The 25,191-nt window shown below is 70.9% G+C and carries 24 protein-coding genes; 7 read left to right on the plus strand and 17 right to left on the minus strand.

Annotated elements, in window-relative coordinates:
• Window positions 1-101 precede the first annotated feature (101 nt).
• Window positions 102-797: an iron-dependent transcriptional regulator IdeR gene (gene ideR, locus G6N25_RS01160; protein ID WP_083072679.1), complete on the plus strand. Its 696-nt coding sequence runs from the start codon at window positions 102-104 to the stop codon at window positions 795-797.
• Window positions 798-805: 8 nt separating this feature from the next.
• Here ideR and G6N25_RS01165 read toward each other — a convergent pair whose 3' ends face one another.
• Window positions 806-1,864, minus strand: coding sequence for a DUF4192 domain-containing protein (locus G6N25_RS01165; RefSeq protein ID WP_083072680.1), 1,059 nt, complete (start codon window positions 1,862-1,864; stop codon window positions 806-808).
• A gap of 114 nt (window positions 1,865-1,978) precedes the next feature.
• Between G6N25_RS01165 and sthA the strand changes: the two genes are divergently transcribed.
• Window positions 1,979-3,385 carry a Si-specific NAD(P)(+) transhydrogenase gene (sthA, locus tag G6N25_RS01170; RefSeq protein WP_142272502.1) on the plus strand — a complete coding sequence of 469 codons (1,407 nt, stop codon included), beginning with the start codon at window positions 1,979-1,981 and terminating at the stop codon, window positions 3,383-3,385.
• A 5-nt stretch (window positions 3,386-3,390) separates the two neighbouring features.
• Here the strand turns inward: sthA and G6N25_RS01175 are convergent, their stop codons facing one another.
• The gene (locus tag G6N25_RS01175) at window positions 3,391-4,209 is read right to left on the minus strand and encodes a trypsin-like serine peptidase (protein ID WP_083072682.1); all 819 of its coding nucleotides are present in this window, start codon (window positions 4,207-4,209) and stop codon (window positions 3,391-3,393) included.
• Between the two features lie 130 nt (window positions 4,210-4,339).
• Here G6N25_RS01175 and G6N25_RS01180 point away from each other — a divergent pair, with 130 nt between their 5' ends.
• The 3 genes from G6N25_RS01180 to G6N25_RS01190 are packed head-to-tail and all read left to right on the plus strand — an operon-like array spanning window position 4,340 to window position 7,111.
• Complete coding sequence (locus G6N25_RS01180) at window positions 4,340-5,311, plus strand: proteasome assembly chaperone family protein (protein ID WP_083072683.1); 972 nt, start codon at window positions 4,340-4,342, stop codon at window positions 5,309-5,311.
• A gap of 45 nt (window positions 5,312-5,356) precedes the next feature.
• Window positions 5,357-6,388, plus strand: a complete 1,032-nt coding sequence (locus tag G6N25_RS01185) for an alpha/beta fold hydrolase (protein WP_083072684.1) — start codon at window positions 5,357-5,359, stop codon at window positions 6,386-6,388.
• Window positions 6,389-6,424: 36 nt separating this feature from the next.
• Window positions 6,425-7,111, plus strand: coding sequence for a PhzF family phenazine biosynthesis protein (locus G6N25_RS01190; protein ID WP_083072685.1), 687 nt, complete (start codon window positions 6,425-6,427; stop codon window positions 7,109-7,111).
• 8 nt (window positions 7,112-7,119) lie between these two features.
• On the opposite strand, the gene G6N25_RS01195 is transcribed toward G6N25_RS01190, so the two are convergent.
• The 3 genes from G6N25_RS01195 to G6N25_RS01205 form a co-directional block, all read right to left on the minus strand.
• A complete protein-coding gene (locus G6N25_RS01195) occupies window positions 7,120-7,605 on the minus strand; it encodes a peroxynitrite isomerase (protein WP_083072686.1) in 486 nt (161 codons plus the stop codon).
• Between the two features lie 42 nt (window positions 7,606-7,647).
• A complete protein-coding gene (nrdR, locus tag G6N25_RS01200; RefSeq protein WP_083072687.1) occupies window positions 7,648-8,112 on the minus strand; it encodes a transcriptional regulator NrdR in 465 nt (154 codons plus the stop codon).
• A 150-nt stretch (window positions 8,113-8,262) separates the two neighbouring features.
• Window positions 8,263-8,757: a LysM peptidoglycan-binding domain-containing protein gene (locus tag G6N25_RS01205; protein WP_083072688.1), complete on the minus strand. Its 495-nt coding sequence runs from the start codon at window positions 8,755-8,757 to the stop codon at window positions 8,263-8,265.
• A gap of 295 nt (window positions 8,758-9,052) precedes the next feature.
• On the opposite strand from G6N25_RS01205, the gene lexA reads away from it, so the two are divergent.
• Window positions 9,053-9,775 carry a transcriptional repressor LexA gene (lexA, locus tag G6N25_RS01210; protein ID WP_083072689.1) on the plus strand — a complete coding sequence of 241 codons (723 nt, stop codon included), beginning with the start codon at window positions 9,053-9,055 and terminating at the stop codon, window positions 9,773-9,775.
• A 28-nt stretch (window positions 9,776-9,803) separates the two neighbouring features.
• On the opposite strand, the gene G6N25_RS01215 is transcribed toward lexA, so the two are convergent.
• The 8 genes from G6N25_RS01215 to G6N25_RS01250 all read right to left on the minus strand — a co-directional run bounded on the left by G6N25_RS01215 (window position 9,804) and on the right by G6N25_RS01250 (window position 19,689).
• On the minus strand, window positions 9,804-11,888 hold the full coding sequence (locus G6N25_RS01215; RefSeq protein ID WP_372506898.1) for a sunset domain-containing protein: 2,085 nt from the start codon (window positions 11,886-11,888) through the stop codon (window positions 9,804-9,806).
• A gap of 432 nt (window positions 11,889-12,320) precedes the next feature.
• Entirely contained in the window at window positions 12,321-13,481 is a 1,161-nt protein-coding gene (locus tag G6N25_RS01220) for an acyl-CoA dehydrogenase family protein (RefSeq protein WP_083072691.1), read from the minus strand.
• A gap of 100 nt (window positions 13,482-13,581) precedes the next feature.
• Window positions 13,582-15,018, minus strand: coding sequence for a GTPase HflX (gene hflX / locus G6N25_RS01225; RefSeq protein ID WP_083072692.1), 1,437 nt, complete (start codon window positions 15,016-15,018; stop codon window positions 13,582-13,584).
• Between the two features lie 46 nt (window positions 15,019-15,064).
• Complete coding sequence (gene dapF / locus G6N25_RS01230; protein ID WP_083072867.1) at window positions 15,065-15,931, minus strand: diaminopimelate epimerase; 867 nt, start codon at window positions 15,929-15,931, stop codon at window positions 15,065-15,067.
• Window positions 15,932-15,959: 28 nt separating this feature from the next.
• Entirely contained in the window at window positions 15,960-16,898 is a 939-nt protein-coding gene (gene miaA / locus G6N25_RS01235) for a tRNA (adenosine(37)-N6)-dimethylallyltransferase MiaA (protein ID WP_083072693.1), read from the minus strand.
• Between the two features lie 8 nt (window positions 16,899-16,906).
• Window positions 16,907-17,605, minus strand: a complete 699-nt coding sequence (locus G6N25_RS01240) for a class III extradiol ring-cleavage dioxygenase family protein (RefSeq protein WP_083072694.1) — start codon at window positions 17,603-17,605, stop codon at window positions 16,907-16,909.
• 41 nt (window positions 17,606-17,646) lie between these two features.
• The gene (locus G6N25_RS01245; protein WP_169924608.1) at window positions 17,647-18,615 is read right to left on the minus strand and encodes a DMT family transporter; all 969 of its coding nucleotides are present in this window, start codon (window positions 18,613-18,615) and stop codon (window positions 17,647-17,649) included.
• A gap of 123 nt (window positions 18,616-18,738) precedes the next feature.
• Complete coding sequence (locus tag G6N25_RS01250; protein WP_083072869.1) at window positions 18,739-19,689, minus strand: DMT family transporter; 951 nt, start codon at window positions 19,687-19,689, stop codon at window positions 18,739-18,741.
• A gap of 294 nt (window positions 19,690-19,983) precedes the next feature.
• Here G6N25_RS01250 and G6N25_RS01255 point away from each other — a divergent pair, with 294 nt between their 5' ends.
• Window positions 19,984-21,333 (plus strand): DUF349 domain-containing protein, encoded by a 1,350-nt coding sequence (locus G6N25_RS01255; protein ID WP_083072695.1) that lies wholly within the window; start codon window positions 19,984-19,986, stop codon window positions 21,331-21,333.
• On the opposite strand, the gene G6N25_RS01260 is transcribed toward G6N25_RS01255, so the two are convergent.
• From G6N25_RS01260 to recA, 4 genes are read right to left on the minus strand one after another with little or no spacing between them, the layout of a single operon-like run.
• Entirely contained in the window at window positions 21,330-21,944 is a 615-nt protein-coding gene (locus G6N25_RS01260) for an Rv2732c family membrane protein (protein WP_142272492.1), read from the minus strand. The two genes, G6N25_RS01255 and G6N25_RS01260, sit on opposite strands and share 4 nt — an antisense overlap.
• Complete coding sequence (miaB, locus tag G6N25_RS01265) at window positions 21,932-23,446, minus strand: tRNA (N6-isopentenyl adenosine(37)-C2)-methylthiotransferase MiaB (protein WP_083072697.1); 1,515 nt, start codon at window positions 23,444-23,446, stop codon at window positions 21,932-21,934. Before miaB ends, G6N25_RS01260 begins: the two co-directional genes overlap by 13 nt.
• Before the next feature lie 57 nt (window positions 23,447-23,503).
• Window positions 23,504-24,022 (minus strand): recombination regulator RecX, encoded by a 519-nt coding sequence (gene recX, locus G6N25_RS01270; RefSeq protein ID WP_083072698.1) that lies wholly within the window; start codon window positions 24,020-24,022, stop codon window positions 23,504-23,506.
• Window positions 23,988-25,028 carry a recombinase RecA gene (recA, locus tag G6N25_RS01275; RefSeq protein ID WP_083072699.1) on the minus strand — a complete coding sequence of 347 codons (1,041 nt, stop codon included), beginning with the start codon at window positions 25,026-25,028 and terminating at the stop codon, window positions 23,988-23,990. The genes recX and recA overlap by 35 nt, the downstream gene beginning before the upstream one ends.
• Window positions 25,029-25,191 lie beyond the last annotated feature (163 nt).

Below are 25,191 nucleotides of genomic sequence, written 5' to 3' on the forward strand. Positions count from 1 at the left end.
GTATGCCCGCCGCGTCGCGGCGGGCATACTGCTTGCCTGGGCAGCGTTACACCCATTCGCGCAGCTGGCGAAGTAGACTCGGCGTCAATGGAGGGTACTGAATGAACGACCTGGTCGATACCACCGAGATGTACCTGCGGACCATCTACGACCTCGAGGAAGAGGGCGTGACGCCGCTGCGTGCCCGGATCGCGGAACGCCTCGACCAGAGCGGCCCGACTGTCAGCCAGACCGTGTCCCGCATGGAGCGCGACGGATTGCTCCACGTCGCCGGCGACCGCCACCTGGAACTCACCGACAAGGGCCGGGCGCTGGCCGTCGCCGTGATGCGCAAGCACCGCCTCGCGGAACGATTGCTCGTCGACGTCATCGGGCTGCCGTGGGAAGAGGTGCACGCCGAGGCGTGCCGGTGGGAGCACGTGATGAGCGAGGACGTCGAACGCCGGCTGGTCAAGGTGCTCAACAACCCCACCACCTCCCCGTTCGGCAACCCGATTCCGGGCCTGCTGGACCTGGGCGTGGGCCCGGAGTCCGGCGCCGACGACGCCAACCTCGTCCGGTTGACCGAGCTGCCCGCCGGATCGCCGGTGGCGGTCGTGGTTCGGCAGCTCACCGAGCACGTCCAGGGCGACATCGACCTGATCACGCGGCTCAAGGACGCCGGCGTCGTCCCCAACGCGCGGGTGACCGTCGAGACCAGCCCGGCCGGCGGGGGGGTCACCATCCTGATCCCGGGCCACGAGAACGTCACCCTGCCGCACGAGATGGCGCACGCCGTCAAGGTCGAGAAGGTCTGACCCGCGCCCTACCCGGCCCGGCGGCCGAACGCCCGTCGCGGCGGCAGCCGCACTCCCAGCCGCTTGGCCTGCCGGTAGCCGGTGACCGCCAGCTCCCGGATGTGTTCGGGCCGCAGACCCGACTGCAGCGCCGTGTCCAGCATGCCCGCCATCCGGTGGTCGGGGTCGCAGCGCAGCGCGGCCTCCAGCGACACCCCGGCCAGCGGACCGTCGCCGCGCACGTAGGCGCTGAACGCCAGCAACACCAGCGCCTCGACCCGCCACGGCGGGGGCAGGGCGCGCGCCAGCAGCGCCCACAGCGATTCCGCTTCGCCGGCGCCCTCGCCGACCGCGAGGGCATACAGCGTGTCGCGCACCCGCACGTCGCCCAGCGCGCAGCCCAGCTCGGCCAGCTCGTCCTCGGACAGCGACTGACCGCCGGCCACCCGGGCCGCGGCGGCCATCGCGTTCTGGACGTCGCGCCGGCCGCAGCCCACCGGATCCGCGCGGTGCGCGCCCTCCCGCTTCGCCGCCTGCCGCCCGACCGCGTCGGCCAGCCCGGCGCTGCGCGCCGCGTCGTCGACCGCGATGACGGCCTGCAGGTCGGCGCGCCGCGGGTAGAGCCGCCTGCCGTCCAGCACCGCCGCGGCGGCCAGCGGCGACGCCGACGGATCGTCGACCGCGCCGCCGGACCCGCAGCCGTCCACGCACTGCCACCGCCCGCCCCGGGCCACCCGGTCGACCACGTGCGCGGCCCACAGCTCAATGTTGTGCTGCGACAACGCCTCCGCGAGCAGCGAGCACAGCCGCCGGTGCTCCTCGGCGCACCCCGGGCAGTGCGCGCCGTCGGCGTCGACGATCACCGCGATCGCCGCGTCGGGCTCCGCGGCGGCGGCGATTTCGGCGAGGTGTCCGACCCGGTCGGCGAGTTCCTCGGACAGGTCGACCCGCATCACCGACCCCAGTTCCCCGTCGTCCAACGACACCAGGACCAATGAATTTTCCGGAACGAAGCCGAGAACGGCGGGTAGCGCGGCGATCAGCGCGCCAGGGCGGTTGAGTTCAAAGTCTCCTCGATGCGTTGTCATGGGCACCAACGGTGGCGGCCGGCGCCGTCAGGCCGTGTTCACGCACCGAGATCGGGCCGCTCGTCTGTGGAGAAAGTCTCGACTGTGGGCCTTATCGTCTATCCCATGGGTTCGATGCAGGAGTACGACATCGTCGTCATCGGTTCGGGGCCGGGCGGCCAGAAGGCCGCCATCGCCTCGGCCAAGCTGGGCAAGTCCGTGGCCATCGTCGAACGCGGCCGCATGCTCGGCGGCGTCTGCGTCAACACGGGCACGATCCCGTCAAAGACGTTGCGCGAGGCGGTGTTGTACCTCACCGGGATGAACCAGCGCGAGCTCTACGGGGCGAGCTACCGCGTGAAAGACCGCATCACCCCCGCCGACCTGCTGGCCCGAACCCAGCATGTGATCGGCAAGGAAGTCGACGTTGTGCGAAACCAGTTGATGCGCAACCGAATTGACCTGCTGATCGGTCACGGCCGATTCGTCGACCCGCACACCGTCGTCGTCGAGGACCCGGGCCGCAGGGAGATGACCACCGTCAGCGGCGAGTACGTCGTCATCGCCACCGGCACCAGGCCGGCGCGGCCGTCCGGGGTCGAGTTCGACGAGGAACGCGTCCTCGACTCCGACGGGATCCTCGACCTCAAGTCGCTGCCCGCCTCGATGGTCGTCGTCGGCGCCGGTGTGATCGGCATCGAGTACGCTTCCATGTTCGCCGCGCTGGGCACCAAGGTCACCGTCGTGGAAAAGCGGGACGACATGCTGGACTTCTGCGACCCGGAGGTGGTCGAGGCGCTGAAGTTCCACCTGCGCGACCTGGCGGTGACGTTCCGGTTCGGCGAGGAGGTGACCGCGGTCGACGTCGGCTCCGCGGGCACCGTCACCACCCTGGCCAGCGGCAAGCAGATTCCCGCCGAGACGGTCATGTACTCCGCGGGACGCCAGGGGCAGACCGACCACCTCGACCTGCACAACGCCGGCCTCGAGGTCGAGGGCCGCGGACGGATCTGGGTCGACGAGAAATTCCAGACCAAGGTGGAGCACATCTACGCCGTCGGCGACGTGATCGGCTTCCCGGCGCTGGCCGCCACCTCGATGGAACAGGGACGGCTCGCCGCCTACCACGCGTTCGGGGAACCGACGATGGGCATCACCGACCTGCAGCCCATCGGCATCTACTCGATTCCGGAGATCTCGTACGTGGGAGCCACCGAGGTCGAGCTGACCAAGGACTCGGTTCCCTACGAGGTCGGGGTGGCTCGGTACAAGGAGCTGGCCCGCGGCCAGATCGCCGGCGACTCCTACGGCATGCTGAAGCTGCTGGTGTCCACGGAGGATCGCACGCTGCTCGGGGTGCACATCTTCGGCACCAGCGCCACCGAGATGGTGCACATCGGGCAGGCCGTGATGGGCTGCGGCGGCACCGTCGACTACCTGGTCGACGCGGTGTTCAACTACCCGACGTTCTCCGAGGCCTACAAGGTCGCCGCGCTGGACGTGACCAACAAGATGCGGGCGCTCAGCCAGTTCCGCCGCTGACCCGATCAGCAGCTGTCGTCGAGGTCGTTGGGCACCGGATCGCCGGGGCCGCCGGCCTCGGCGCGGGCCAGCAACTGCGCGGTCTGGGCGTCGAACGGCGCCGAGTAGGACACGTTGGCGGCGCACCCGCCGCGTTCGAAACCGCCGATCAATCCGGTCAGCGTGGTGCCGCTGACCCAGGGCGCGCCGCTGGTGCCGTCCACCAGCCCCTCGCACACCAGCGAGGGAAACCCATTGTCGCTCACCGACGTGCTGGCCTGGCAGCCGATGGGCGTGCCGCCCACGCCGGCCGGATACCCCAGCACCGTGACGTGGCTGCCCGGCGGCGGGGCGGTGCCCAGCGTCAGCGCCAGGCCGACGTGTGACTCGACCGGCACGCCCGCGTCGTTGCTGAGCCGCGCGATCGCGTAATCGGCGTGCGGATCCTTGCTGGCGGTCCAGCGGGGATCGAGGTAGACGGCGTCGGCCTTCCACACGTCCGGGGGCGCGGCGTCGCCGGCGAAACCGGGAACGAAGGTCAGCTGGGCGGCCCCGGCCAGGCAGTGCGCCGCGGTCATCATCAGGTTGCCGCCCGCCGAATGCACCACGGAACCCGTGCAGATGTGCAGGGGGCCGTTGTTGATGAAGACCGCGCCGACGCGCCTGTCCGGGTCCACCGGACCCGCGACCGCCTGCTGCTGGGGCCGGCCGGGCCGCTGCACCGGCCCGGTGGCCCGCGGGGCGGACACGCCCGGGCCCGCCGCGTGGTCGGCGGGCCGGCTGCACGACGTCAGTAACGCCGCCACACCGACCAGCGGGCACAGCAACAGCGTCGGTATGCGCATTTCGTTTCCATCATGCCCGATGCGGATTACGTTCGAGGACCATCGCGTTTCGAACCTGGAAGGGTGCCCACCGATTCGGGAGACACCGGGTAGGGCACCCTGGAGAGATTCCCGAGAGGAGGAATGCCCGATGGCCCGCCATCACAGCCCAGACGACGAGGACCACCAGCCAGGGCAGCCCGGCATGTACGAGCTCGAGTTCCCGGCGCCCCAGTTGTCGACGGCCGACGGCCGCGGCCCGGTGTTGGTGCACGCCTTGCAGGGCTTCTCCGACGCCGGCCATGCGATACGGCTGGCCGCGACGCACCTGAAGGCGGCGCTGGACACCGAGCTGGTCGCGTCGTTCGCGATCGACGAGTTGCTGGATTACCGCTCGCGGCGGCCGCTGATGACCTTCAAGACCGATCATTTCACCCACTACGACGACCCGGAGCTGAGCCTGTATGCGTTGCGCGACAGCGTCGGCACCCCGTTTTTGCTGCTGGCCGGCATGGAACCGGACCTGAAGTGGGAGCGGTTCATCACCGCGGTGCGACTGCTCGCCGAGCGGCTGGGTGTGCGGCGGACGATCGGCCTGGGCACCGTCCCGATGGCGGTGCCGCACACGCGGCCGATCACGCTGACGGCGCATTCCAACGACCGGGAGTTGATCGCCGATTTCCAGCCGTGGATCTCGGAGATCCAGGTTCCCGGCAGCGCGTCCAACCTGCTGGAATACCGGATGGCCCAGCATGGGCACGAGGTCGTCGGGTTCACCGTGCACGTCCCGCACTACCTGACCCAGACCGACTACCCCGCCGCCGCCCAGGCGCTGCTCGAGCAGGTGGCCAAGAGCGGATCGCTGGAGCTGCCGCTGTCGGCGCTGACCGAGGCCGCCGCGGAGATCCGGGCCAAGATCGACGAGCAGGTCGAGGCGAGCGCGGAGGTCGCTCAGGTGGTGGCCGCGCTCGAGCGCCAGTACGATGCCTTCATCGAAGCCCAGGAGAACAGGTCGTTACTCACTCGCGAGGGGGATCTGCCCAGCGGCGACGAGCTTGGCGCCGAGTTCGAGCGATTCCTTGCCCAGCAGGCGGAGAAGAAGAACGACGACGACCAGGCCTGAGTTTTCACCGCGGCCATAGCCCGGCCCGACACCAAGGTTGGCGACATGACCGAGCGGAAGCGCAAGAGCAATCTTCGCCCCGTGCGCGAGGTGACGGCGCCCACGCTCGAGTTCCGCACCATCCATGGCTACCGGCGGGCCTACCGGATCGCCGGCTCCGGCCCGGCCATCCTGCTGATCCACGGCATCGGTGACAACTCCACCACCTGGAACGCCGTGCAGGCCAAGCTCGCCCAGCGATTCACGGTGATCGCGCCGGACCTGCTGGGCCACGGGAAATCCGACAAGCCGCGCGCCGACTACTCGGTCGCCGCCTACGCGAACGGCATGCGTGACCTGCTGTCCGTGCTCGACATCGAGCGGGTGACCATCATCGGCCATTCGCTGGGCGGCGGGGTGGCCATGCAATTCGCCTACCAGTTCCCGCACCTGGTGGAGCGGCTGATCCTGGTCGCCGCCGGCGGCGTCACCAAGGACGTCAACGTCGTTTTCCGGCTGGCGTCGTTGCCGATGGGCAGCGAGGCGCTGGCGTTGCTGCGGCTGCCCCTGGTGCTCCCGGCGGTGCAGCTGGCGGGGCGGATCGCGGGCCTGGCGATCGGGTCGACCGGCCTGGGCCGCGACCTGCCCAACGTGCTTCGCATCCTCGACGACCTGCCGGAGCCGACGGCCTCGGCGGCGTTCAGCCGGACGCTGCGGGCGGTGGTGGACTGGCGCGGCCAGATCGTGACGATGCTGGACCGATGTTATCTGACCGAGGCCATCCCGGTTCAGATCGTGTGGGGCACCAAGGATGTGGTCGTTCCCGTCCGTCACGCGTGGATGGCGCACGCCGCGATGCCCGGCTCCCGCCTCGAAATCTTCCAGGGCTCGGGCCACTTTCCGTTCCACGACGACCCCGCCCGCTTCATCGACGTCGTTCAGCGCTTCATCGACACCACCGAGCCCGCCGAATACGACCAGGCGGCCCTGCGCGAGATGCTGCGCACCGGGGGCGGCGAGGAGGCCGTCACGGGCCCCGCCGACACCCGCGTCGCCGTGTTGAACGCCATGGGTTCCGACGAACGCAGCGCCACCTGATCCGCCTCCATCGGCGCGGGCCCGTACAGTCGGGCCATGGGTATCGACGTGGCGGTGCTGCGCGTGTTCACCGATCCGGCGGGGAATTTCGGCAACCCGCTCGGCGTCGTCGACGCCGGCCGGGTCGATCGCCGCGACCGGCAGCGGCTGGCGGCCCAATTGGGTTACAGCGAAACGGTTTTCGTCGATCTTCCGGCCGCCGGCTCGACCACCGCGCACGCCACCATCTACACGCCCGGGGCCGAGCTTCCGTTCGCCGGGCACCCGACCGTCGGCGCGGCGTGGTGGCTGCGCGAGAACGGTTGGCCGATCAACACGCTGCGGGTGCCGGCGGGGATCGTGCAGGTGAGCCACGAGGGCGGCCGCACGGCGATCAGCGCACGCGCGCAGTGGGCCCCCGAAGTGGCCATTCACGAATTCGATTCGGTCGACGACCTTTTCGCCGCCGACCCGGCGGATTTCCCCGCCGACACTGCGCACTACCTGTGGGCGTGGATCGACCGGTCGAGCGGAGCGCTGCGCGCCCGGATGTTCGCCGCCAACCTGGGCGTCCCCGAGGACGAGGCGACCGGGTCGGCGGCGATGCGGATCACCGACTACCTCAGCCGCGACCTGCGCATCACCCAGGGCAGGGGGTCGCTGATCGAAACCACGTGGAACCCCGAGGGCTGGGTGGGGGTCGCCGGGCGCGTCGTCGGCGACGGTGCCCGGCGGATCGACTGACCCGGCGCTCAGCCCTGCCGGTGCAGCACCGCGGCGAGGTGATCCTGCAGCGGTTGCCCCATCGCGCCCATGCGCACCGAGTACGACAGCTCGTCGCCGTCGACGCGCAGGGAACGACCAAGCGCGGTCACCTCTTTGGCCGTCGGCGCCAACCCGATCGCGCTGGTGGCCATCTCGACCTCGATGAGGCCGCCGGTCACCGAGAACGTGCCCACCTCGATTTCGGTGATGCCGCTCGGGTGGGCCAGGACCAGTTCGACGGCGCCCGGCCGCGGCACCCGGAGATATCCCGTCTCGGCGTGCAGGGGCTTGCCGTCGGCGACCGCCCTGGTCTTTTGCGCGTAGGCCAGAAACGGCTTGCCCACGTGGGAGAACACGACTTCCTCGACATACTCGAAGGGCTGGATCGTCGGGTACGTGCCGCGACCTTGACCGGTCCAGGTCCCCAGCAGGGGGGCCAACGCCCGGAGGTCGGGGTGCAATTCGGGCGGCATGGAAAGCAGCCTAGTGGCCGGCCCGGCGGGCGCCGCGACCCGTCAGCCGGGAGTCGATACGTTGCGGTGCGCGCGCAGGGCCTCGATCTCGCGCTCGAAATCGTCCGCGGACGAGAACGACCGGTACACCGACGCGAACCGGAGGTACGCCACCTCGTCGAGGTCGCGCAGCGGGCCCAGGATGGCGAGGCCGACCTCGTGGCTCGGGACCTCCGGCGATCCCGCGGCGCGCACGGTGTCTTCCACTTGCTGGGCAAGCAGATTCAGCGCGTCGTCGTCGACCTGACGGCCCTGGCACGCGCGGCGGACCCCGCTGATGACCTTCTCCCGGCTGAACGGCTCGGTGACGCCGCTGCGTTTGACCACGGCCAGCACCGCGGTTTCCACGGTGGTGAAACGTCGTCCGCACTCGGGGCAGGACCGGCGGCGCCGAATGGCCTGGCCTTCATCGGTTTCCCGCGAGTCGATCACCCGGGAATCGGGATGGCGGCAGAAGGGACAGTGCATGACCGCTCCTTCGCCGTGCCGACATACGCGGAACACCCCGAGCGTACCCGTGCCGTCGCCCGGGGGGCCACCGCGGCCGCGACGGGGCCGCGCACACGGCGACGAGAGCCGAGCGGCCTTGGCGTACCGGCCTTTTCGCAATTCAACGGGTCAGCCGACCGGCGCGATCAGGGTCTGGCCCGCGGCCACCGCCGGGGAGTTCAGGTCGTTGAGTTCGCGGATGCGCTCGGCGACCTGGCGGGCCGGCGCGTCCGGTGCCACCCGGTGGGCGACGTCGGACAGGGACTCCCCCGGTTCGACCCGCACGACGGCCAGCCGGTCCGGCACGGGTGCGCCCGACGCCCCGGGGTCGCCGTTGACCGCCTGCCCGACGTTGGCGACCAGGCCGAGCCACAGCGTGATCAGCCCGGCGATCAGGCCCAGCCCGAACGTCGTCGCCACCGTGACGGGGCGCCTGCGATGGGGCGCGGCGGACATCGCGACGCCGGTGCCGTGGTAGCGCGGTGGCGCTCCCGCCGGCCCGATCGGGCGGGGTCCGCGGGAGCGGGCCAGCCCCTCCCGGCCGTAACGGGGCCCCCGCACCGGCGCGGTGACCGGGCGGCGAGCGCCGCAGGCGCGCGGTGCGACTGTGTGGGTGATGGTCATCTGCGTTCCTCCGGTCGACTGGTTCTCGCTCGTGTGTTCGACTTTAGTCGCTCGCGTGTTCGATACCCGAACATTTGAGCGAAGCGTGTCGCGCAAGCAAAACGCTAGACCCCGCCACCGACAGACCCTTGCCGCAATCGTCCGACATGGGCTTCGAGTACCCCGCCCGCGCGAAAGTTACACACCTGTGATTCGCCCGAACCCGGGGACCGGTCGGGCGACTCGTAGCCGCCGCCGCGACACGCTAGTCGAACACTTGTTTGATTATTGGCCGCGGTGCGGCTACATTCAGTGCATGAGCGACAGCAACGACACCCGATCGACCGGCCCCTCCGTTGGCTCGGAAGGCCGGTTGCATCCCGTGGATCCCTCGCTGACCGAACGGCAGCGCACCATCCTGAAGGTCATCCGCGAGTCGGTCACCACCCGCGGTTACCCGCCGAGCATCCGGGAAATCGGCGATGCCGTCGGCCTGACCTCGACCTCCTCGGTGGCTCACCAGCTGCGCACCCTGGAGCGCAAGGGGTATTTGCGCCGCGACCCGAACCGCCCCCGGGCCGTCGACGTTCGCGGCGCCGAGGGCGCGGCCGCCGCCGGGCCGGCGGCCCCCGTCACCGACGTCGCCGGCTCGGACGCCTTACCGGAACCCACGTTCGTGCCCGTCCTCGGGCGCATCGCCGCCGGTGGACCGATCCTCGCCGAGGAAGCCGTCGAAGATGTCTTCCCGCTGCCCCGCGAGCTGGTCGGCGACGGCACGCTCTTCCTGCTCAAGGTGGTGGGCGACTCGATGGTCGAGGCCGCGATCTGCGACGGCGACTGGGTGGTGGTGCGCCAGCAGCACGTCGCCGACAACGGCGACATCGTCGCGGCCATGATCGACGGCGAGGCCACCGTCAAGACGTTCAAGCGCGCCGGCGGTCAAGTGTGGCTGATGCCGCACAACCCGGCGTTCGATCCGATACCGGGCAATGACGCGACCGTGCTCGGCAAGGTCGTCACGGTGATCCGCAAGATATAGCCGCGGCCCGAGCCCGGCTCAGTCGGCCTCAGTCGGCCTTGAGGAAGCCGTTGGCCTGCGCGACTTCTTCGCTGGACAGCCAGATTTCGGCGAGCGTGTCGTGGTAGAGCTCGCTGCCGGGCGTGTAGTAGAGGCCGAAGCGGGCGCTGGCCTTGATCGGGTATCCGTCGGGCACCTGGTACGGGTCGTCCAGCGGCAGGTGGATCGTCGGGCGCCCGGCGGGGCCCGACGCCGGTTCCGAGGCGTCGTCGGCGTCCACGGCCGCATGCCGCCCGGTCCTCGGCTCCGCGCCGGCCGCGACGGCCTCGGAGACGGCGGCGTCCGGCGCCTGCGCGTAGTCGGTATCCGTGTAGTCGGTATCCGTGTAGTCGGACTCCGCGTAGTCCGCCTCCGGGTAGACATCCTCGTCGGGGACATCGACGTAGCCGGCCTCCGACAGGGCGGCCGCGGAGACGGCGGGTATGGAGTCGGTGTCCACCGCGTCGGGGTCCTCGTCGTCGGCGCCCGGACCCTCGAAATGTCCTGGGCCCTCCTCGGATTCGGGCGGCGCCTCGCCCCCGTGCTGGACGTCCTCGTCCAGGTCGGCGGCGGCCCCGGCCGCGCGACCCCAACTGACCCGCGCCGCGGGCCCGGCGTCGGGTGGCGGCTGCTGATCCGCGGGGTACAGGTCGTCGAGCGCGAAGTGCTCGGTGGCGGCGTCGACGTCGTCGTGGCCCCAGCCCCCCTCAACGGGGGGCTCGTAGGCGGCGGTGTCGCCGCGGGAGCGACGACGCCGACGCCAGCCCCACGCCACCAACGCCGACAGCGCGACCAGCGCCAGCGCCGCAGCGGCGACCAGCAGCCACCACCAGTGCAACGCGAACTTCTTGGCGTGGGAGGGCATCGCCGCCGTGCTCGGCTGGTTCTGCCCGGACACCTGCAGACCGGACAGCAGGGGAGCCAGGTTTGACGGGTCGGTGGTGAACGAGTTCTTCGCCCGGTTCCAGGCGACCTTGCCGCCGGTGAACTGCTGCGAAACCACGTCGCCGTTCACGGCCTGATCATCGACCGGCGCGCCCAGTTTGCCGGTGGGACCGCGGAGCTTGTCCCACGCGGCCTTCATGGAGCCCCGCACGACGAACGCGCCGTGGTTGGAGGTCCAGAAGATGACCGGCTTGTCGGCCGCCGAGAACGTGGCGATCCGGCTGGACGGCGCGATGCCACCGTCGGACTCGTTGGCGGTCGGGAACCCGAGGTCGCTGCCGACCGGCCCGCCCAGCGACTCGTATTTGGCCAGGATGTCGCTCTCGAGCGCGTTCGCGCCGGTGGCCGGGCTGAAGAACACCTTGCCGCTGGCGAAGTTCTGCGCGATCCCGTCGCCGCCGATGGGATACGACCCGCCCTGCTTGGCGCCCAGCGGGCCGGCGGCGCCGCCGGCCGCGCGCCAGGCCATGTTGATGGCCGCGGTCGGATCGATGGCGACCTGCAGGCCCTTCAATTGATCTGCCAGCGCCGCGGGGTTGGTGGTGAACTCCTTGGTTTTGCGGTTCCAGGAGATCTCACCGCCGCTGAACTTCTGCGCGGTGACCTCGCCGTCGTAGGTCTCGTCGCCGATCGGGGCCCCGAGAACGCCGCCGGAGCTGCCGAGTTTGTCCCACGCGGCGTTCAACGCGCCGCGCACGACGAACGCGCCGTGGTCGGGCGTCCAGAAGATCACCGGCTTGTCACTGGCGGAGAAGGTGGCGACTCGGCTGTCGGGGCCCGCCAGGCCGGGAACCTCGTTGATGGTCGGGAATCCCAGGTCGCTGGCGGGCGGGCCGCCGAGCGTGTCGTATTTGTCCAGAATCGGCCCGTAGAGGAATTTGGCGCCGGTATCCGTGGTGTAGAACATCTTGCCGCCGTCGAAGTCCAGGGCGAACCCGTCGCCGGCGGGGTAGACGTCACCCTTGCGGGCGCCGAGCGGTGAGCTGTCGCCGCCGGCCTTCTCCCACGCGGCCATCATGGCGGCCTCGGCGTCGCCGATCGGAGACGCGACCGCGGCGGGCGCCAGCAACGCGGCGGCCAGCACCGTCGCCGCCATGCCGATCAGCGTGCGCCCGACCAGCTTGCGCATTCGACCTCTCTGCCCGTTCACCAAGCCTCCCAGCCGACGCATAGGCCCTGATCGCTGGCCGTGCCCGCACCCCGCTAGCGGTTCAATCCCATGACGATCCGCGTTATCGCGGGGCCCGGATAACTGTGCTCCTGCCGACGAGAAATGCGAAGTCCAATCACGAATAGTGCGGAAACGGATACCGCGCCGATGTCGAAATGATGCGGAACCACTCCCGTATCGCGACCGACCCCACTGCGCTCGAATTATCGTGCCGGGGGTTGCGGGCAGTGCTCGTTCACCGGGAATGTCGCCGCGCGGCCACGTCGCGGACTCGACATACGCGAATCGCATGTGCCGACGTTATCCGAAGCCGTTAGTTTTTCAGCGATCTACCCGGCGAAAACCCCAAAATTTTGTGCCATTCATTGTTTTGCCGGCAGGGCGCGGATCGCCTCGTCGGCTGGACCCCGGCTAGACCCCGAGGCTGCGGCCGATGATCTCCTTCATGATCTCGGTCGTGCCGCCGTAGATCGTCTGCACCCGGGCATCGAGATAGGCTCGCGCGACGGGGTATTCACGCATGTAGCCGTAGCCGCCGTGCAATTGCAGACAGCGGTCGATCAGGTGCACCTGTTTCTCGGTGGCATACCACTTGGCCATGGCGGCCTGTTCGGCCGTCAGCTTTTTGTCCAGGTGCAGGCGGACGAACTCGTCGACCATCATGCGCACCACGGTGGCCTCGGTCGCCAGCTCGGCGAGGACGAAACGGCTGTTCTGGAAGCTGCCGATCGGCCTGCCAAAGGCCTTGCGCTCCTTGGTGTATCGCAGCGTGTGCTCGAGCACCTGCTCCATCGCGGCGGCCGCCATGATGGCGATCGAGATCCGTTCCTGCGGCAGGTTCTGCATGAGGTAGATGAACCCCCTGCCCTCCTCGCCGAGCAGGTTTTCGGCCGGAACCTCGACGTCGGTGAACGACAGCTCGGCCGTGTCCTGCGCGTCGAGCCCGATCTTGTCCAAATGGCGGCCCCGTTCGAAGCCCTCCATGCCCCGCTCGACGACGAGCAGCGAAAAGCCTTGCGCGCCTTTCTCGGGGTCGGTCTGCGCCACCACGATCACCAGGTCGGAGTTGATTCCGTTGGTGATGAACGTCTTTGACCCGTTCAGCACGTAGTGGTCGCCCCGCCTGACCGCGCGGGTCTTGATGCCCTGCAGGTCGCTGCCGGTGCCCGGCTCGGTCATCGCGATCGCGGTGATCAGCTCCCCGGTGCAGAACTTGGGCAACCAGCGCTGCTTCTGCTCCTCGGTGGCCAGGGCCAGCAGGTACGGCGCCACGATGTCGTTGTGCAGGCCGAAACCGATCCCGCTGTAGCGCCCGGCGGTGGTCTCCTCGGTGAGGATCGCGTTGTACCGGAAGTCGGGATTGCCGCCGCCGCCGTACTCCTCGGGCACCGACATGCCCAGGAAGCCCTGCTTGCCGGCCTCGAGCCAGACGCCCCGGTCGACGATCTTCGCCTTCTCCCATTCGTCATGGTGGGGCGCCACGTGGCGGTCGAGGAAGCCGCGGTAGGACTCGCGGAACAGGTCGTGCTCGGGCTCGAACAGGGTGCGCTGGTACTTGATAACGCTACTCATGGATTACCTCCGCTGACCTCCGGCGAACGGGAACGCTGCCGCCCAACATATACCAACCAGCCGGTTGGTCGGCGGCCGGCGGGGTCGGCCCCGCGCCGCTTCAGTGGGCGGTGAACTCCCGCAGGCTGGCCGCCAGCGCCACCGGCACGCGCGCCCTGATCCGGGTGCCATCGGCGTTGTGCTCCTCCTGCTGCACACGCCCGCCCGCGTGCAGGCGGGCCACGAGGTCGCCGCGGTCGTACGGGATGACCACGTCGACGGCGGTGTCATTGGGGGCGGCGAGTTCGGCCATCCGCCGCCGCAGGGCGTCGATGCCGTCGCCGGTGCGCGCGGACACGAACACCGCGCCGGGCAGCGCGTGCCGCAGCTTGGCGAGCATGAGATCGCTTGCGGCGTCGACCTTGTTGACCACCAGCAGCTCGGGCGGCGGGTCGCCGTGATGGGAGGCGATCTCCGCAAAGATCTCGGAGATCACCTGGCGGACCGCGTTGATCTGGGCCAGCGGGTTGACGTCGGAGCCGTCCACCACGTGCACCAGCAGGTCGGCGTCGACCACCTCTTCGAGCGTCGAGCGGAACGCCTCGACCAGCTGGGTGGGCAGGTGCCGGACGAACCCGACGGTGTCGGTGAGCACGAATGGGCGGCCGTCCTCGAATTCCGCGCGCCGGGTGGTGGGTTCGAGGGTGGCAAACAGCGCGTCCTGCACCAGCACCCCGGCCCCGGTCAGCGCGTTGAGCAGGCTGGACTTGCCGGCGTTGGTGTAGCCGACGATGGCGATCGACGGCGTGTCGCTCTCCAGGCGGCGGCTGCGCTGGGTGTCGCGGGCCTGCTTCATGTCCTTGATCTCGCGGCGCAGCTTGGCCATCCGCTCGCGGATGCGGCGCCGGTCGGTCTCGATCTTGGTCTCACCGGGGCCGCGCAGGCCCACCCCGCCGCCGCTGCCGCCGGCCCGGCCACCGGCCTGCCGCGACATCGACTCGCCCCAGCCGCGCAGCCGCGGCAGCATGTACTGCATCTGGGCCAGCGACACCTGCGCCTTGCCCTCCCGGCTGGTGGCGTGCTGGGCGAAGATGTCCAGGATCAGCGCGGTGCGGTCGATGACCTTGACCTTGACGGCCTTTTCCAGCGCGGTCAGCTGCGCCGGGGACAGTTCGCCGTCGCAGATGACGGTGTCGGCGCCGGTGGCCAGCACCACCTCGCGCAGCTCGGCCGCCTTGCCCGAGCCGATGTAGGTCGACGGGTCGGGCTTGTCGCGGCGCTGGATGAGTCCCTCGAGCACCTGCGAGCCGGCGGTTTCGGCCAGGGCCGCCAGCTCGGCCATGCTGGCCCGGTTGTCGGCGGCGCTGCCCTCGGTCCACACCCCCACCAGCACCACGCGTTCCAGCCGCAGCTGGCGGTACTCGACCTCGGAGACGTCGGCGAGTTCGGTGGACAGGCCCGCGACGCGGCGCAGCGCCGAGCGGTCTTCGAGGGCGAGCTCACCGACGCTGGGCGCCGGCTCGACGGGGCCTGTGTCGGGCGAATCGGGAAAAGTCATCAGCAATATCCGATGGTGGCACGTCGCGGTTGGCAATGCATCCGAATTACAGTGCGCTCCACCATTCCCCGCTGATCTCGCCGCGGGCCACCAGCACCGACGGCCCGCGCAGGAAGCTGGTGGCGTCGGTGACGGTGACGACGACGTCGCCGCCGGGGACCCGCACCGTGAGCGTCCCGGTGTCGGCGCCGGCGTCGGCGAGCGCGGCGACCGCGCCCGCCACCGTCCCGGTGCCGCACGAGCGGGTCTCGCCCACCCCGCGCTCGTGGACCCGCATGTGCACCACTCCGCCGGCCGCCCCGGTGAGCACCTCGACGTTGACCCCGTCGGGGAACCGTGCGCGGTCGAACCGCACCGGCGCCGCGACGTCCAGGGCCGCGAGCTCGTCGACGCTCAGCCCGGGGTCGACGCACGCCAGGTGCGGGTTGCCGACGTCGATCGCGATGCCGGCGAATCGCCGCCCGCCGATGACGGCCTCCCCCGCGCCCAGCCGGTTGGCCTTGCCCATGTCGACGGTGACGTCGGCGTGGGTCTGACCGGCGTGATGCAGGGTGACCAGTCGCGGGCCGGCCAGCGACCCGACGACGAACTCGTCGCGGGTTTCCAGGCCGCTGGCCCGCAGGTAGTGCGCGAACACCCGCACGCCGTTGCCGCACATCTGCGCGGTCGACCCGTCGGCGTTGCGGTAGTCCATGTACCAGTCGCCCGCGCCGACGCCGTCGGGCAGGCGCCCGAGCACGCCGGCCGCCACGGCGGCGCCCGCGGTGGTGATCCGCAGCACCCCGTCGGCGCCCAAGCCCCGGCGCCGGTCGCACACCGCGGCCACCCGGGCGGCGGTGAGCGTCAGCTCGGCGTCGAGGTCGGGCAGCAGCACGAAGTCGTTCTGCGTGCCGTGGCCCTTGGCGAAAATCACCAGTTCAGGGTAGCCCGACGACGGCACTTCAGCCCGCCCGCCGCCACGCCCGCAGCGCGCCGTCGAGGAGGCCGGCGGAATCGGCCGCGTCGATCCAGTGCACCCGGTGGTCGCGGCGAAACCAGGACCGCTGCCGCCGCACGTAGCGCCGGGTGCCCGCGTAGGTCTGCTCCCGCGCGGCGCGCAGGTGGTCGGCGTGGCCCCCGGCGTCGAGCGCCGCCAACACCTGGGCGTAGCCGAGGGCGCGCGACGCGGTGACGCCGTCGCGCAGGCCCTGGTCCAGCAGCGCGCGCACCTCGTCGACCAGGCCCCACTCGAACATCGCGTCGGTACGCCTGGCCAGCCTCTCGTCGAGAATCGTTGTATCACAGTCCAATCCGACGATCGCGGTGTCCCAGCGCGGCGCCCCGATGCGCGGCGCGGACGCGGCGAACGGCCGTCCGGTGAGCTCGACGACCTCGAGGGCCCGCACCGTGCGCCGCCCGTCGGTGGGCAGGATCGCCGCGGCCGCCGCCGGGTCGCGGCGGGCCAGCTCGGCGTGCAGCCCGTCCGGCCCGATCTCGGCGAGCCGCTCCTCCCAGCGCGCCCGCACCGCCGGGTCGGTCGCGGGAAACGACCAGTCGTCGAGCAGCGATTGGACGTACAGCATCGAACCGCCCACGATCACCGGCACCGCGCCCCGGGCCGTGATCGCCTCGACGTCGGCGGCGGCGGCGCGCTGATAGCGGGCGACGGTCGCGGTCTCGGTCACGTGCAGGACGTCGAGCTGGTGGTGGGGAACGCCGCGGCGCGCGTCGGCGGGCAGCTTGGCGGTGCCGATGTCCATGCCGCGATACAGCTGCATCGCGTCCGCATTCACGACCTCCGCCCCGGCCTCGCCACCGAGCCGCCCGACCCGCTCCGCGAAGTCGAGCGCCAGCTGCGACTTGCCGGTACCGGTGGGCCCGATGATCGCGAGCGGCCGCACGGCTACCCTCACGGCTGCCAGGCGCCCGCGAAGTAGCCCACGCCGTAGGGCGCGCCACGGTAGAGCTCTTTGGCAGATCGCGGCCCCGGCTCGGTCAGGCCGGCCAGCACCTGGAACGCGACCCGCCCCACGATCCGGGGCGACAGCCCGGCCAGGGCGGCGGCGTCGCCGTTTGCCAGCGCGTCGTCCAGGGCCAGCTGCGCGTCGGCGTCGCCGGGGTGGTGGCCGCCGGGCGCGGCCGGGGTCAGGGTGTTCGCGCCGTCGGCGACGACGAGCACGCCGATCGGATCCGGCGTCGCGTCGATCTCGGCGCGCAATCGCCTGCCGTGGGCCAGCGCGGCGGCGGCGGCGTAGTCGCCGCGGTAGACGCGGACCCGCGCGCTGGCCTCGGGCCGCGCCCGGCCCCGCACCCAGGCGGCGAGCAGCGCGCACAGGGGAAATTCGGCGGGCGGCCCGGCGCCGTCGTGGGCCCGCGGGGAGAGCGAGACCCGGACGTCGGCGCCGAAGCCCGCGAAGGTGCCCACGGGGCCGCCGGGCTCCAGCAGCCCGTCGGCGCCACCCGTTCCGAGGGCCACCCAGCGGGTTGGCAACAAGGCGGCGGCGGCCAGCACCGCCGAGGTCAGATCGGCCACCTCGGCGGCGGCCGCCCCGGCGAGCTCGGGAACGAGCACCGGCGCGCAGGGGACGATCGCGATGGTGCCCAGCACGCCACCAAACTAACGAGCACCGGATGCGAGCGTGAGCCCGACTAGGTGATCGGCTCGCTTCCCTTCGGTGCCGCCGGGGAAATGCCGCCGGGCAGGCGTTCGCGCGGCGCGCCGTCGCAGTCGGCGGCTCTCAGGTCCCGCCCGGTCCCGGCCGCCATCGAGGCGGCCTCGCCGCGGGCCAGCGCCACCGTCGCGATGATCACCAAAGCCACCGCCGCGACCAGGACGAACGCCCCGGGACCTCTGGCTTCGAGCGTCTCGCCCAGCACCGTGATCCCGAGCACGCCGGCGACCACGGGCTTGGCCACGGTCATCGTGGGCAGCGACGCGGTCAGCGCGCCGGCGCGAAAGGCGGACTGCTGGAAGATCATTCCGCACAGGGCCACCAGCAGCCAAGGATAGAACTCGGGCGCGCGCAGCACGGCGCCGAAGCCCTCCTCGAGCAGCTCGACGATTCCCTTGGTGAGCACCGCGAAAAGCGCCAGCGACGAGCCGGCCACCACCGCGAGCAGCACCGCCGCGACCGGGCGGCTCGACCAGACGCGCGCCGCCAGCACGCACAACACCAGCGCGGGGCCCATCACCAGGGCCACGACCATCCACGTCGACGCCGGCGCCCGCTCCTGGCCGGACTCCGGGTTGCCGACGATGATGACCACCGCCAACGCGGCGGCCAGCGCCGTCGCCCACGCCCACTCCCAGCGGGTCACCCGGTGGTTGGCCAGCCGCGCGTAGATCGGCAACGCGAACAGCAGCGCGGTCACCTGCAGCGCCGTCACCAAGACCACCGACCCCCACGCCAGGGCCACCGCCTGCAGGCTGTAATTGGTGACCGCCGCCAGGCCGCCCAGCCACCATCGCCTGTCGCGCAACGACATGCGGAACAGCTCGAGGTGGCCGACCTCCCTGTCGGTGATCTCCTGCGCGGAGCGCTGCCGGATCACATCGCCGACCGCGGAGGCCAGCGCCGCGCACAGGGCGATCAGCGCCGCGACATCCACCTTCGACATGTGGACCCCCTCGTCGGCGTTCCCACCAGCGTTCCCCTCGAAGCTGTGTGTACACGTGCTGTTCGATCAGAGTTCAGCGACCACTGTAGTGCGACGGCCCCTCACGCGGAGCCCGCGGCAAACCTATCCGCGGCCGGCCACACCCACCGCCAACCGGGGAGCGGCGGCCATCCCCGGCACCGGCAGGCGGTCTTCGGTGAACTGCGCGGCGTCGCCCGCCGACATCGATGCGGCTTCGCCGCGGGCCAGGGCCGCCGTCGCCACGACCACCACGACAACCGCCGCCGCCAGCACGACGAGCTTCGGGCCGCCGGCGCCAAGCGTTTCGCCAAGCACCGTCACGCCCAGCAGCGAGGCCACCACCGGCTCGGTCACCGTCATCGTCGGCAGCGAGGCGGTGAGGGCGCTGGCCCGAAACGCCGACTGCTGAAACACCGTTCCCAGCACCGCGACCAGCAGCCAGCCGTACAACTCCGGGGTGCGCAGCAACGCCCACGGGCCGGCGCCCGCCACGTCGACGATGGCCTTGGTGAAGACGGCGAACAACGCCCACGACGACGCCGACACCGCCGCGAGCAGCACCGCCGCGAGCGGGCCCGACCAGATCCGCGCGCCCAGCACGCAGAACACCATCGCCGGGCCGATGACCACGGCCACGACCGCCCAGGTCTGCAACGACGCCCGCGGGTAGCCGGCCGCCGGTTCGCCGACCGCGACGAACACCGCCACCGCGGCGGCCAGCAGCACCGCCCACCCCCACTCCCGGCGGGTCAATCCCTTCTTGGTCAGCCACGCGTAGACCGGCAGGGCGAACAGCAACGCCGTCACCTGCAGCGCCTGCACCAACACCACCGACCCCAGGCCCAGCGCCACGGCCTGCAGCGCGGCGCTGATCACCGCCGCCGCGCCGCCCAGCCACCACCGGAGGTCACGCAACGACATGCGCAGCAGCTCGACATGGCCGACTTCTTCGTCGGTGATTTCCTGCGCGGACCGCTGCCGGACCACGTCCCCGACGCCCGAGATCAGCGCGGCGACCAGCGCGAGCAGCGCCGCGATATCCACCTTGGCGATGTTGACCCGCCCCCTCTGCAAACCCCACCAGAAACACCAGCCGCTTCCGTCACCGTACCGGGCCGCGCGGTGCCGCAATATGGCCGGAGCAACGGTGGAATCGAACTGTGACCCCCGCCGGCACAAGGTGGGCGCGCGGCGCGGGGCAAACTGCTTGAATACTGTGGGAACCGGTTGAGGAGCGTCGGCGGCACGGCCGCGCCGGCCTCCCGACCGTACGGGTGCCGCTACGCGCGGCGGGCGCGCGGGGATAGTGACCGCGCGAAGTGTTGGCAGAAGGGTAGTGACGAGCGCATGACGGCTGACGAGCCCCACAGCAACGATTCGGCTGGGCCGGTTTCGGGGCCGGCGCCGCGTCCCGGACCGCGTCCCGGCCCCCGGCCCCCGAGCTCGGGGCCGCGGCCCGCCGCCCACCCGGTGGCGGTGCACCCGCCGAGCGATCCGCACCGGTTCGGACGCGTCGACGACGACGGCACGGTGTGGCTGGTCAGCTCGGCCGGCGAGCGCATCGTCGGCTCCTGGCAGGCCGGCGACCGTGAGGCGGCCTTCGCCCACTTCGGCCGCCGGTTCGACGACCTGAGCACCGAGATCACCCTCATGGAGGAGCGGCTGGCGTCGGGCACCGGGGACGCCCGCAAGATCAAGGCCCACGCGTCCGCGCTGGCCGAAACGTTGCCGACGGCGCCCGTGCTGGGTGACGTCGACGCGCTCGCGGGCCGGCTGACCAGCCTTGTCGAGCACGCCGGCGCCGCCATCACGCAAGACCGATCCCGGCGCGAGGAGCATCGGGCCGCCCAAACCGCCCGCAAGGAGGCGCTGGCCGCCGAAGCCGAGGAGCTGGCCGCCAATTCGACGCAATGGAAGGCCGCCGGGGATCGGCTGCGGGCGATCCTGGACGAGTGGAAGACCATCAGCGGGCTGGACCGCAAGGTCGACGACGCGTTGTGGAAGCGCTACTCGGCGGCCCGGGACACCTTCAACCGGCGGCGGGGCTCCCATTTCGCCGAGCTGGACCGGGAGCGATCGGGCATCCGGCTGGCGAAGGAACAGCTCTGCGAGCGTGCCGAAGAGCTGTCCGATTCGACGGACTGGGCCGCCACCAGCGCGGAGTTCCGCAAGCTGCTCGCCGAGTGGAAGGCGGCGGGGCGGGTGACCAGGGACGTCGACGACGCCCTGTGGCGGCGCTTCAAGGCCGCCCAGGACACCTTCTTCGCCGCCCGCAACGCCGTGTCGGCGGAAAAGGACGCGGAGTTGCACGCCAATGCCGCCGCCAAAGAGGAGCTGCTGGCCGAAGCGGAACGCCTCGACACCGGCAACCTCGACGCGGCCAGGGCGGCGCTGCGGTCCATCGCCGACAAATGGGATGCGATCGGAAGGGTGCCGCGGGAGCGCTCCGCCGAGTTGGAGCGGCGGCTGCGCGCGGTGGAGAAGAGGGTGCGCGAGGCCGGCGACGCGGATTGGGCCGATCCCCAGGCGCAGGCCCGGGCCGAACAGTTCCGGACCCGCGCCGAGCAATACGAACAGCAGGCCCAGAAGGCCGCGGCGGCCGGGCGGACGAAGGAAGCCGAACAGGCCAAGGCCAACGCCGAACAGTGGCGGCAGTGGGCCGAGGCCGCCGCCGAGGCGCTGACCCGCAGACCCTAGTCGGCGGGCTCCGGGGGCTTCCGGGCGTCGGTGTCGGCGTCGGTGTGCACGCTGTCCAGCAACGTCATCGACTGCTGCGCTGCGGCGACCCGGCGCCGCTGCTCCTCGGCGGCCAGCTGCACGACGGTGCGCGACCACACCACGCGGGCCCAGTGAAAGGTCAACAGGATCACGGCGATCCACGCGACGATCAGCCCGATCCCGGGTCCGGGATGCCCGGCGGCCACCGTTTGGCGCGACCAGATGGCCAACATTCCGGCCGCCGCCGCGATCCCCGAACCGGCCAGCGCGACCCAGGCCAGCGCCCAGCGCCGCGTCATCAACGCCAGCATCGAGAAGCCGACGCCGAACACCAGCGCCAGCCAGGCGAACACCCGCGAAGGCAGGGCCACCGCGGCCGCGCCGGCGCCGTGGCTGCCGAACAGCACGTCCCATCCCCGCACGTCGCCGGTGTGCGGCAGGATGAACGAACCCAGCAACACGAACACCAGGATCGCGACCACGAGGGCCCGTGGGCCGGGCTCGATCTCACCCGCCACCCGGCGTTCGGCGGCCTCGATTTCGGTCCGCAAAGCGTCGAGGTCGGTGTGTTCTTTCTTCATCGGGCACATCCCAGGGGTTCGATCGGATCTATCGACGGCCCGATTGTCGGCATGCCGAGACCGATGGTCGACGGGCGCCGGCCGGCGGCGTGCGCGTCACCCGCCCGCGTGCGGCGGTGGGTGAGGACGCCCGCGTCGGCGATGAGGTGGTGCGGCGCGGCCCCGGTGATCACCGTCGTGACGACGTCGCCTGGCCGCACGCCGTCGCCGGCCGCGAAGTGCACCAACCGGCCGTCGCGGGCCCGTCCGCTCATCCGGGCGGTGCGGGCGTCCTTGCGGCCCTCGCCGGTGGCGACCAGCAGCTCGACGCTCCGCCCGATCAGCGCGCGATTGCCTTCCAGCGAGATCTGCTCCTGCGTGTCGACCAGCCGCTCGTAGCGTTCCTGCACAACGGCTTTCGGGAGCTGCCCGTCGAGTTCGGCGGCCGGGGTGCCGGGCCGCTTGGAGTACTGGAAGGTGAACGCGGCGGCGAACCGGGCCCGCCGCACGACGTCGAGCGTGGCCGCGAAGTCCTCGTCGGTCTCGCCGGGGAACCCGACGATCAGGTCGGTGGTGATGGCCGCGTGCGGCATGGCCGCCCGGACCCGGTCGATGATCCCGAGGTAGCGCTCGGCGCGGTAGGACCGCCGCATCGCGCGCAGCACCCGGTCGGATCCCGACTGCAGCGGCATGTGCAGGGCGGGGCAGACGTTCGGCGTCTGCGCCATCGCCTCGATGACATCGTCGGTGAACTCGGCCGGATGCGGCGAGGTGAACCGCACGCGTTCCAGCCCGTCGATGCGCCCGCAGGCCCGCAGCAGCCCGGCGAAGGCGCCGCGATCGCGGGGCAGCGCCGGGTCGGCGAAGGACACCCCGTAGGCGTTGACGTTCTGGCCCAGCAGCGTGACCTCGAGCACGCCGTCGTCCACCAGGGATTCCACCTCGGCCAGGATGTCGGCCGGACTGCGGTCGACCTCCTTGCCGCGCAGCGACGGGACGATGCAGAAGGTGCAGCTGTTGTTGCACCCGACGGAGATGGAAACCCAAGCGGCGTAGGCGGATTCGCGGGCGCTCGGCAGCGACGACGGGAACTGCTGCAGCGCCTCGGCGATTTCGACCTGCGCGGCCCTGTTGTGCCGGGCCCGGTCGAGCAGCGTGGGCAGCGACCCGATGTTGTGCGTGCCGAAGACGACGTCGACCCACGGGGCCTTGCGCAGCAGCGCGTCGCGGTCCTTTTGGGCCAGGCAGCCGCCGACCGCGATCTGCATGTCGGGGTTGCCGCGCTTGCGCGGGGCCAGGTGGCTGAGGTTGCCGTACAGCTTGTTGTCGGCGTTCTCACGGACGGCGCAGGTGTTGAAGACCACCACGTCGGCGTCCGAGCCGTCGGCGGCCCGCCGGTAACCGGCCGCTTCCAGCAGGCCCGCCAACCGCTCGGAGTCGTGGACGTTCATCTGACAGCCGTAGGTGCGGACCTGGTAGGTGCGCGCCCGGGCAGCGGGCCCGGCCAGGCCCGGGGCGTCCGGCGCCACCATCGAAGTCACGGGGCCATGGTACGGCGACCGGGGTCCAGCGGATTAACCCGCAGCTTGTCAGACCCGGCGGCGCTCCCGTTCGGCGGCCAGTTCGGCCAGGACCACCTCGCAGGCCAGGTTCTGGCTGTAGCCGCGGCGCGCCAGCATTCCCACCAGCCTGCGACTCACCCGCGCTTCGTCGCTCAGCGTCTCCCGCCGCAGCTTGGACCGCACCAGCTGCTGCGCCCGGTCGCGCTCGGCACCGGCGTCGATCCCGCCCAGCACCGCGGTGATCACGTCGTTGTCGACGCCCTTGGTGTGCAGTTCGGCGGCCAAGGCGCGCTTGCTTTTTCCGGCTTTCGCCCGGCGGGATTGCACCCACTGTTCGGCGAAGTCGGCGTCGTCCACCAGGCCGACGGCGGCCAGCCGGTCCAGCACCCGGGCGCTGACGTCGTCGGGATAGCCGCGTTTGGCCAGCTGTCCGGACAGCTCGGCCCGGGTGCGCGCTCTCGCGGTGAGCAGGCGCAGGCACAACGCCCGCGCCTGCTCTTCGCGGGGGGGCTCAGAAATCGACGGGGGCGGGCAGGACGTCGTCATCGGTCACGACCGCGCCAATGCCAAGCTTTTCCTTGATCTTCTTCTCGATCTCGTTGGCCACGTCGGCGTTTTCCATCAGGAAGTTGCGGACGTTCTCCTTGCCCTGGCCGAGCTGCTCGCCCTCGTAGGTGAACCACGAACCGGACTTGCGGATGAAGCCCTGGTCCACACCCATGTCGATCAGCGAGCCTTCCTTGCTGATGCCCCGGCCGTAGAGAATATCGAACTCGGCCTGTTTGAAGGGGGAGGCGACCTTGTTCTTGACGACCTTGACCCGGGTGCGGTTGCCGACCGCATTGGTGCCGTCCTTGAGCGTCTCGATCCGGCGCACGTCCAGGCGCACCGACGCGTAGAACTTCAAAGCCTTTCCGCCCGTTGTCGTTTCAGGACTGCCGAACATCACGCCGATTTTTTCGCGGAGTTGGTTGATGAAGATGGCGGTGGTTCCCGAATTGTTCAGTGCGCCAGTCATTTTCCGCAGCGCCTGGCTCATCAGCCGGGCCTGCAGTCCGACGTGGCTGTCCCCCATCTCGCCTTCGAGTTCCGCGCGCGGCACCAGGGCCGCCACCGAGTCGATGACCAGGATGTCCAGCGCGCCGGAGCGGATCAGCATATCGGCGATCTCCAGCGCCTGCTCACCGGTGTCAGGCTGGCTCACCAGCAGCGAATCGGTGTCGACGCCGAGCTTCTTGGCGTAATCCGGGTCCAGGGCGTGCTCCGCGTCGATGAACGCCGCGACGCCGCCGGCGGCCTGGGCATTGGCGACCGCGTGCAGCGCGACGGTGGTCTTACCCGAAGACTCCGGGCCGTAGATCTCCACGACCCGGCCGCGCGGCAGGCCGCCGATGCCCAAGGCCGCGTCCAGCGCGATGGATCCGGTCGGGATGACCGAGATCGGTTGATGCGTCTCGTCGCCGAGACGCATCACCGAGCCTTTGCCGTAGCTCTTCTCGATCTGGGCCATCGCCAGTTCGAGGGCCTTCTCGCGGTCGGGGGCTTGTGCCATGGTGCCTCTCCTATAGTTCGATGTGTTCGGCGACCGGTATCGGTCGGTTGGCCGTGACACTAGAGATGGCCACCGACAAGTCGACATCTCCGAACGCCCACCACAGTAGCCGAACACCTGTTCGATTCAAGTGGACACGCCGCGCGTGTGGCAATATCAGCCC

Origin of the sequence: Mycobacterium heidelbergense, from assembly GCF_010730745.1 — a bacterium.
In the GTDB taxonomy this organism is placed as follows: domain Bacteria; phylum Actinomycetota; class Actinomycetes; order Mycobacteriales; family Mycobacteriaceae; genus Mycobacterium; species Mycobacterium heidelbergense.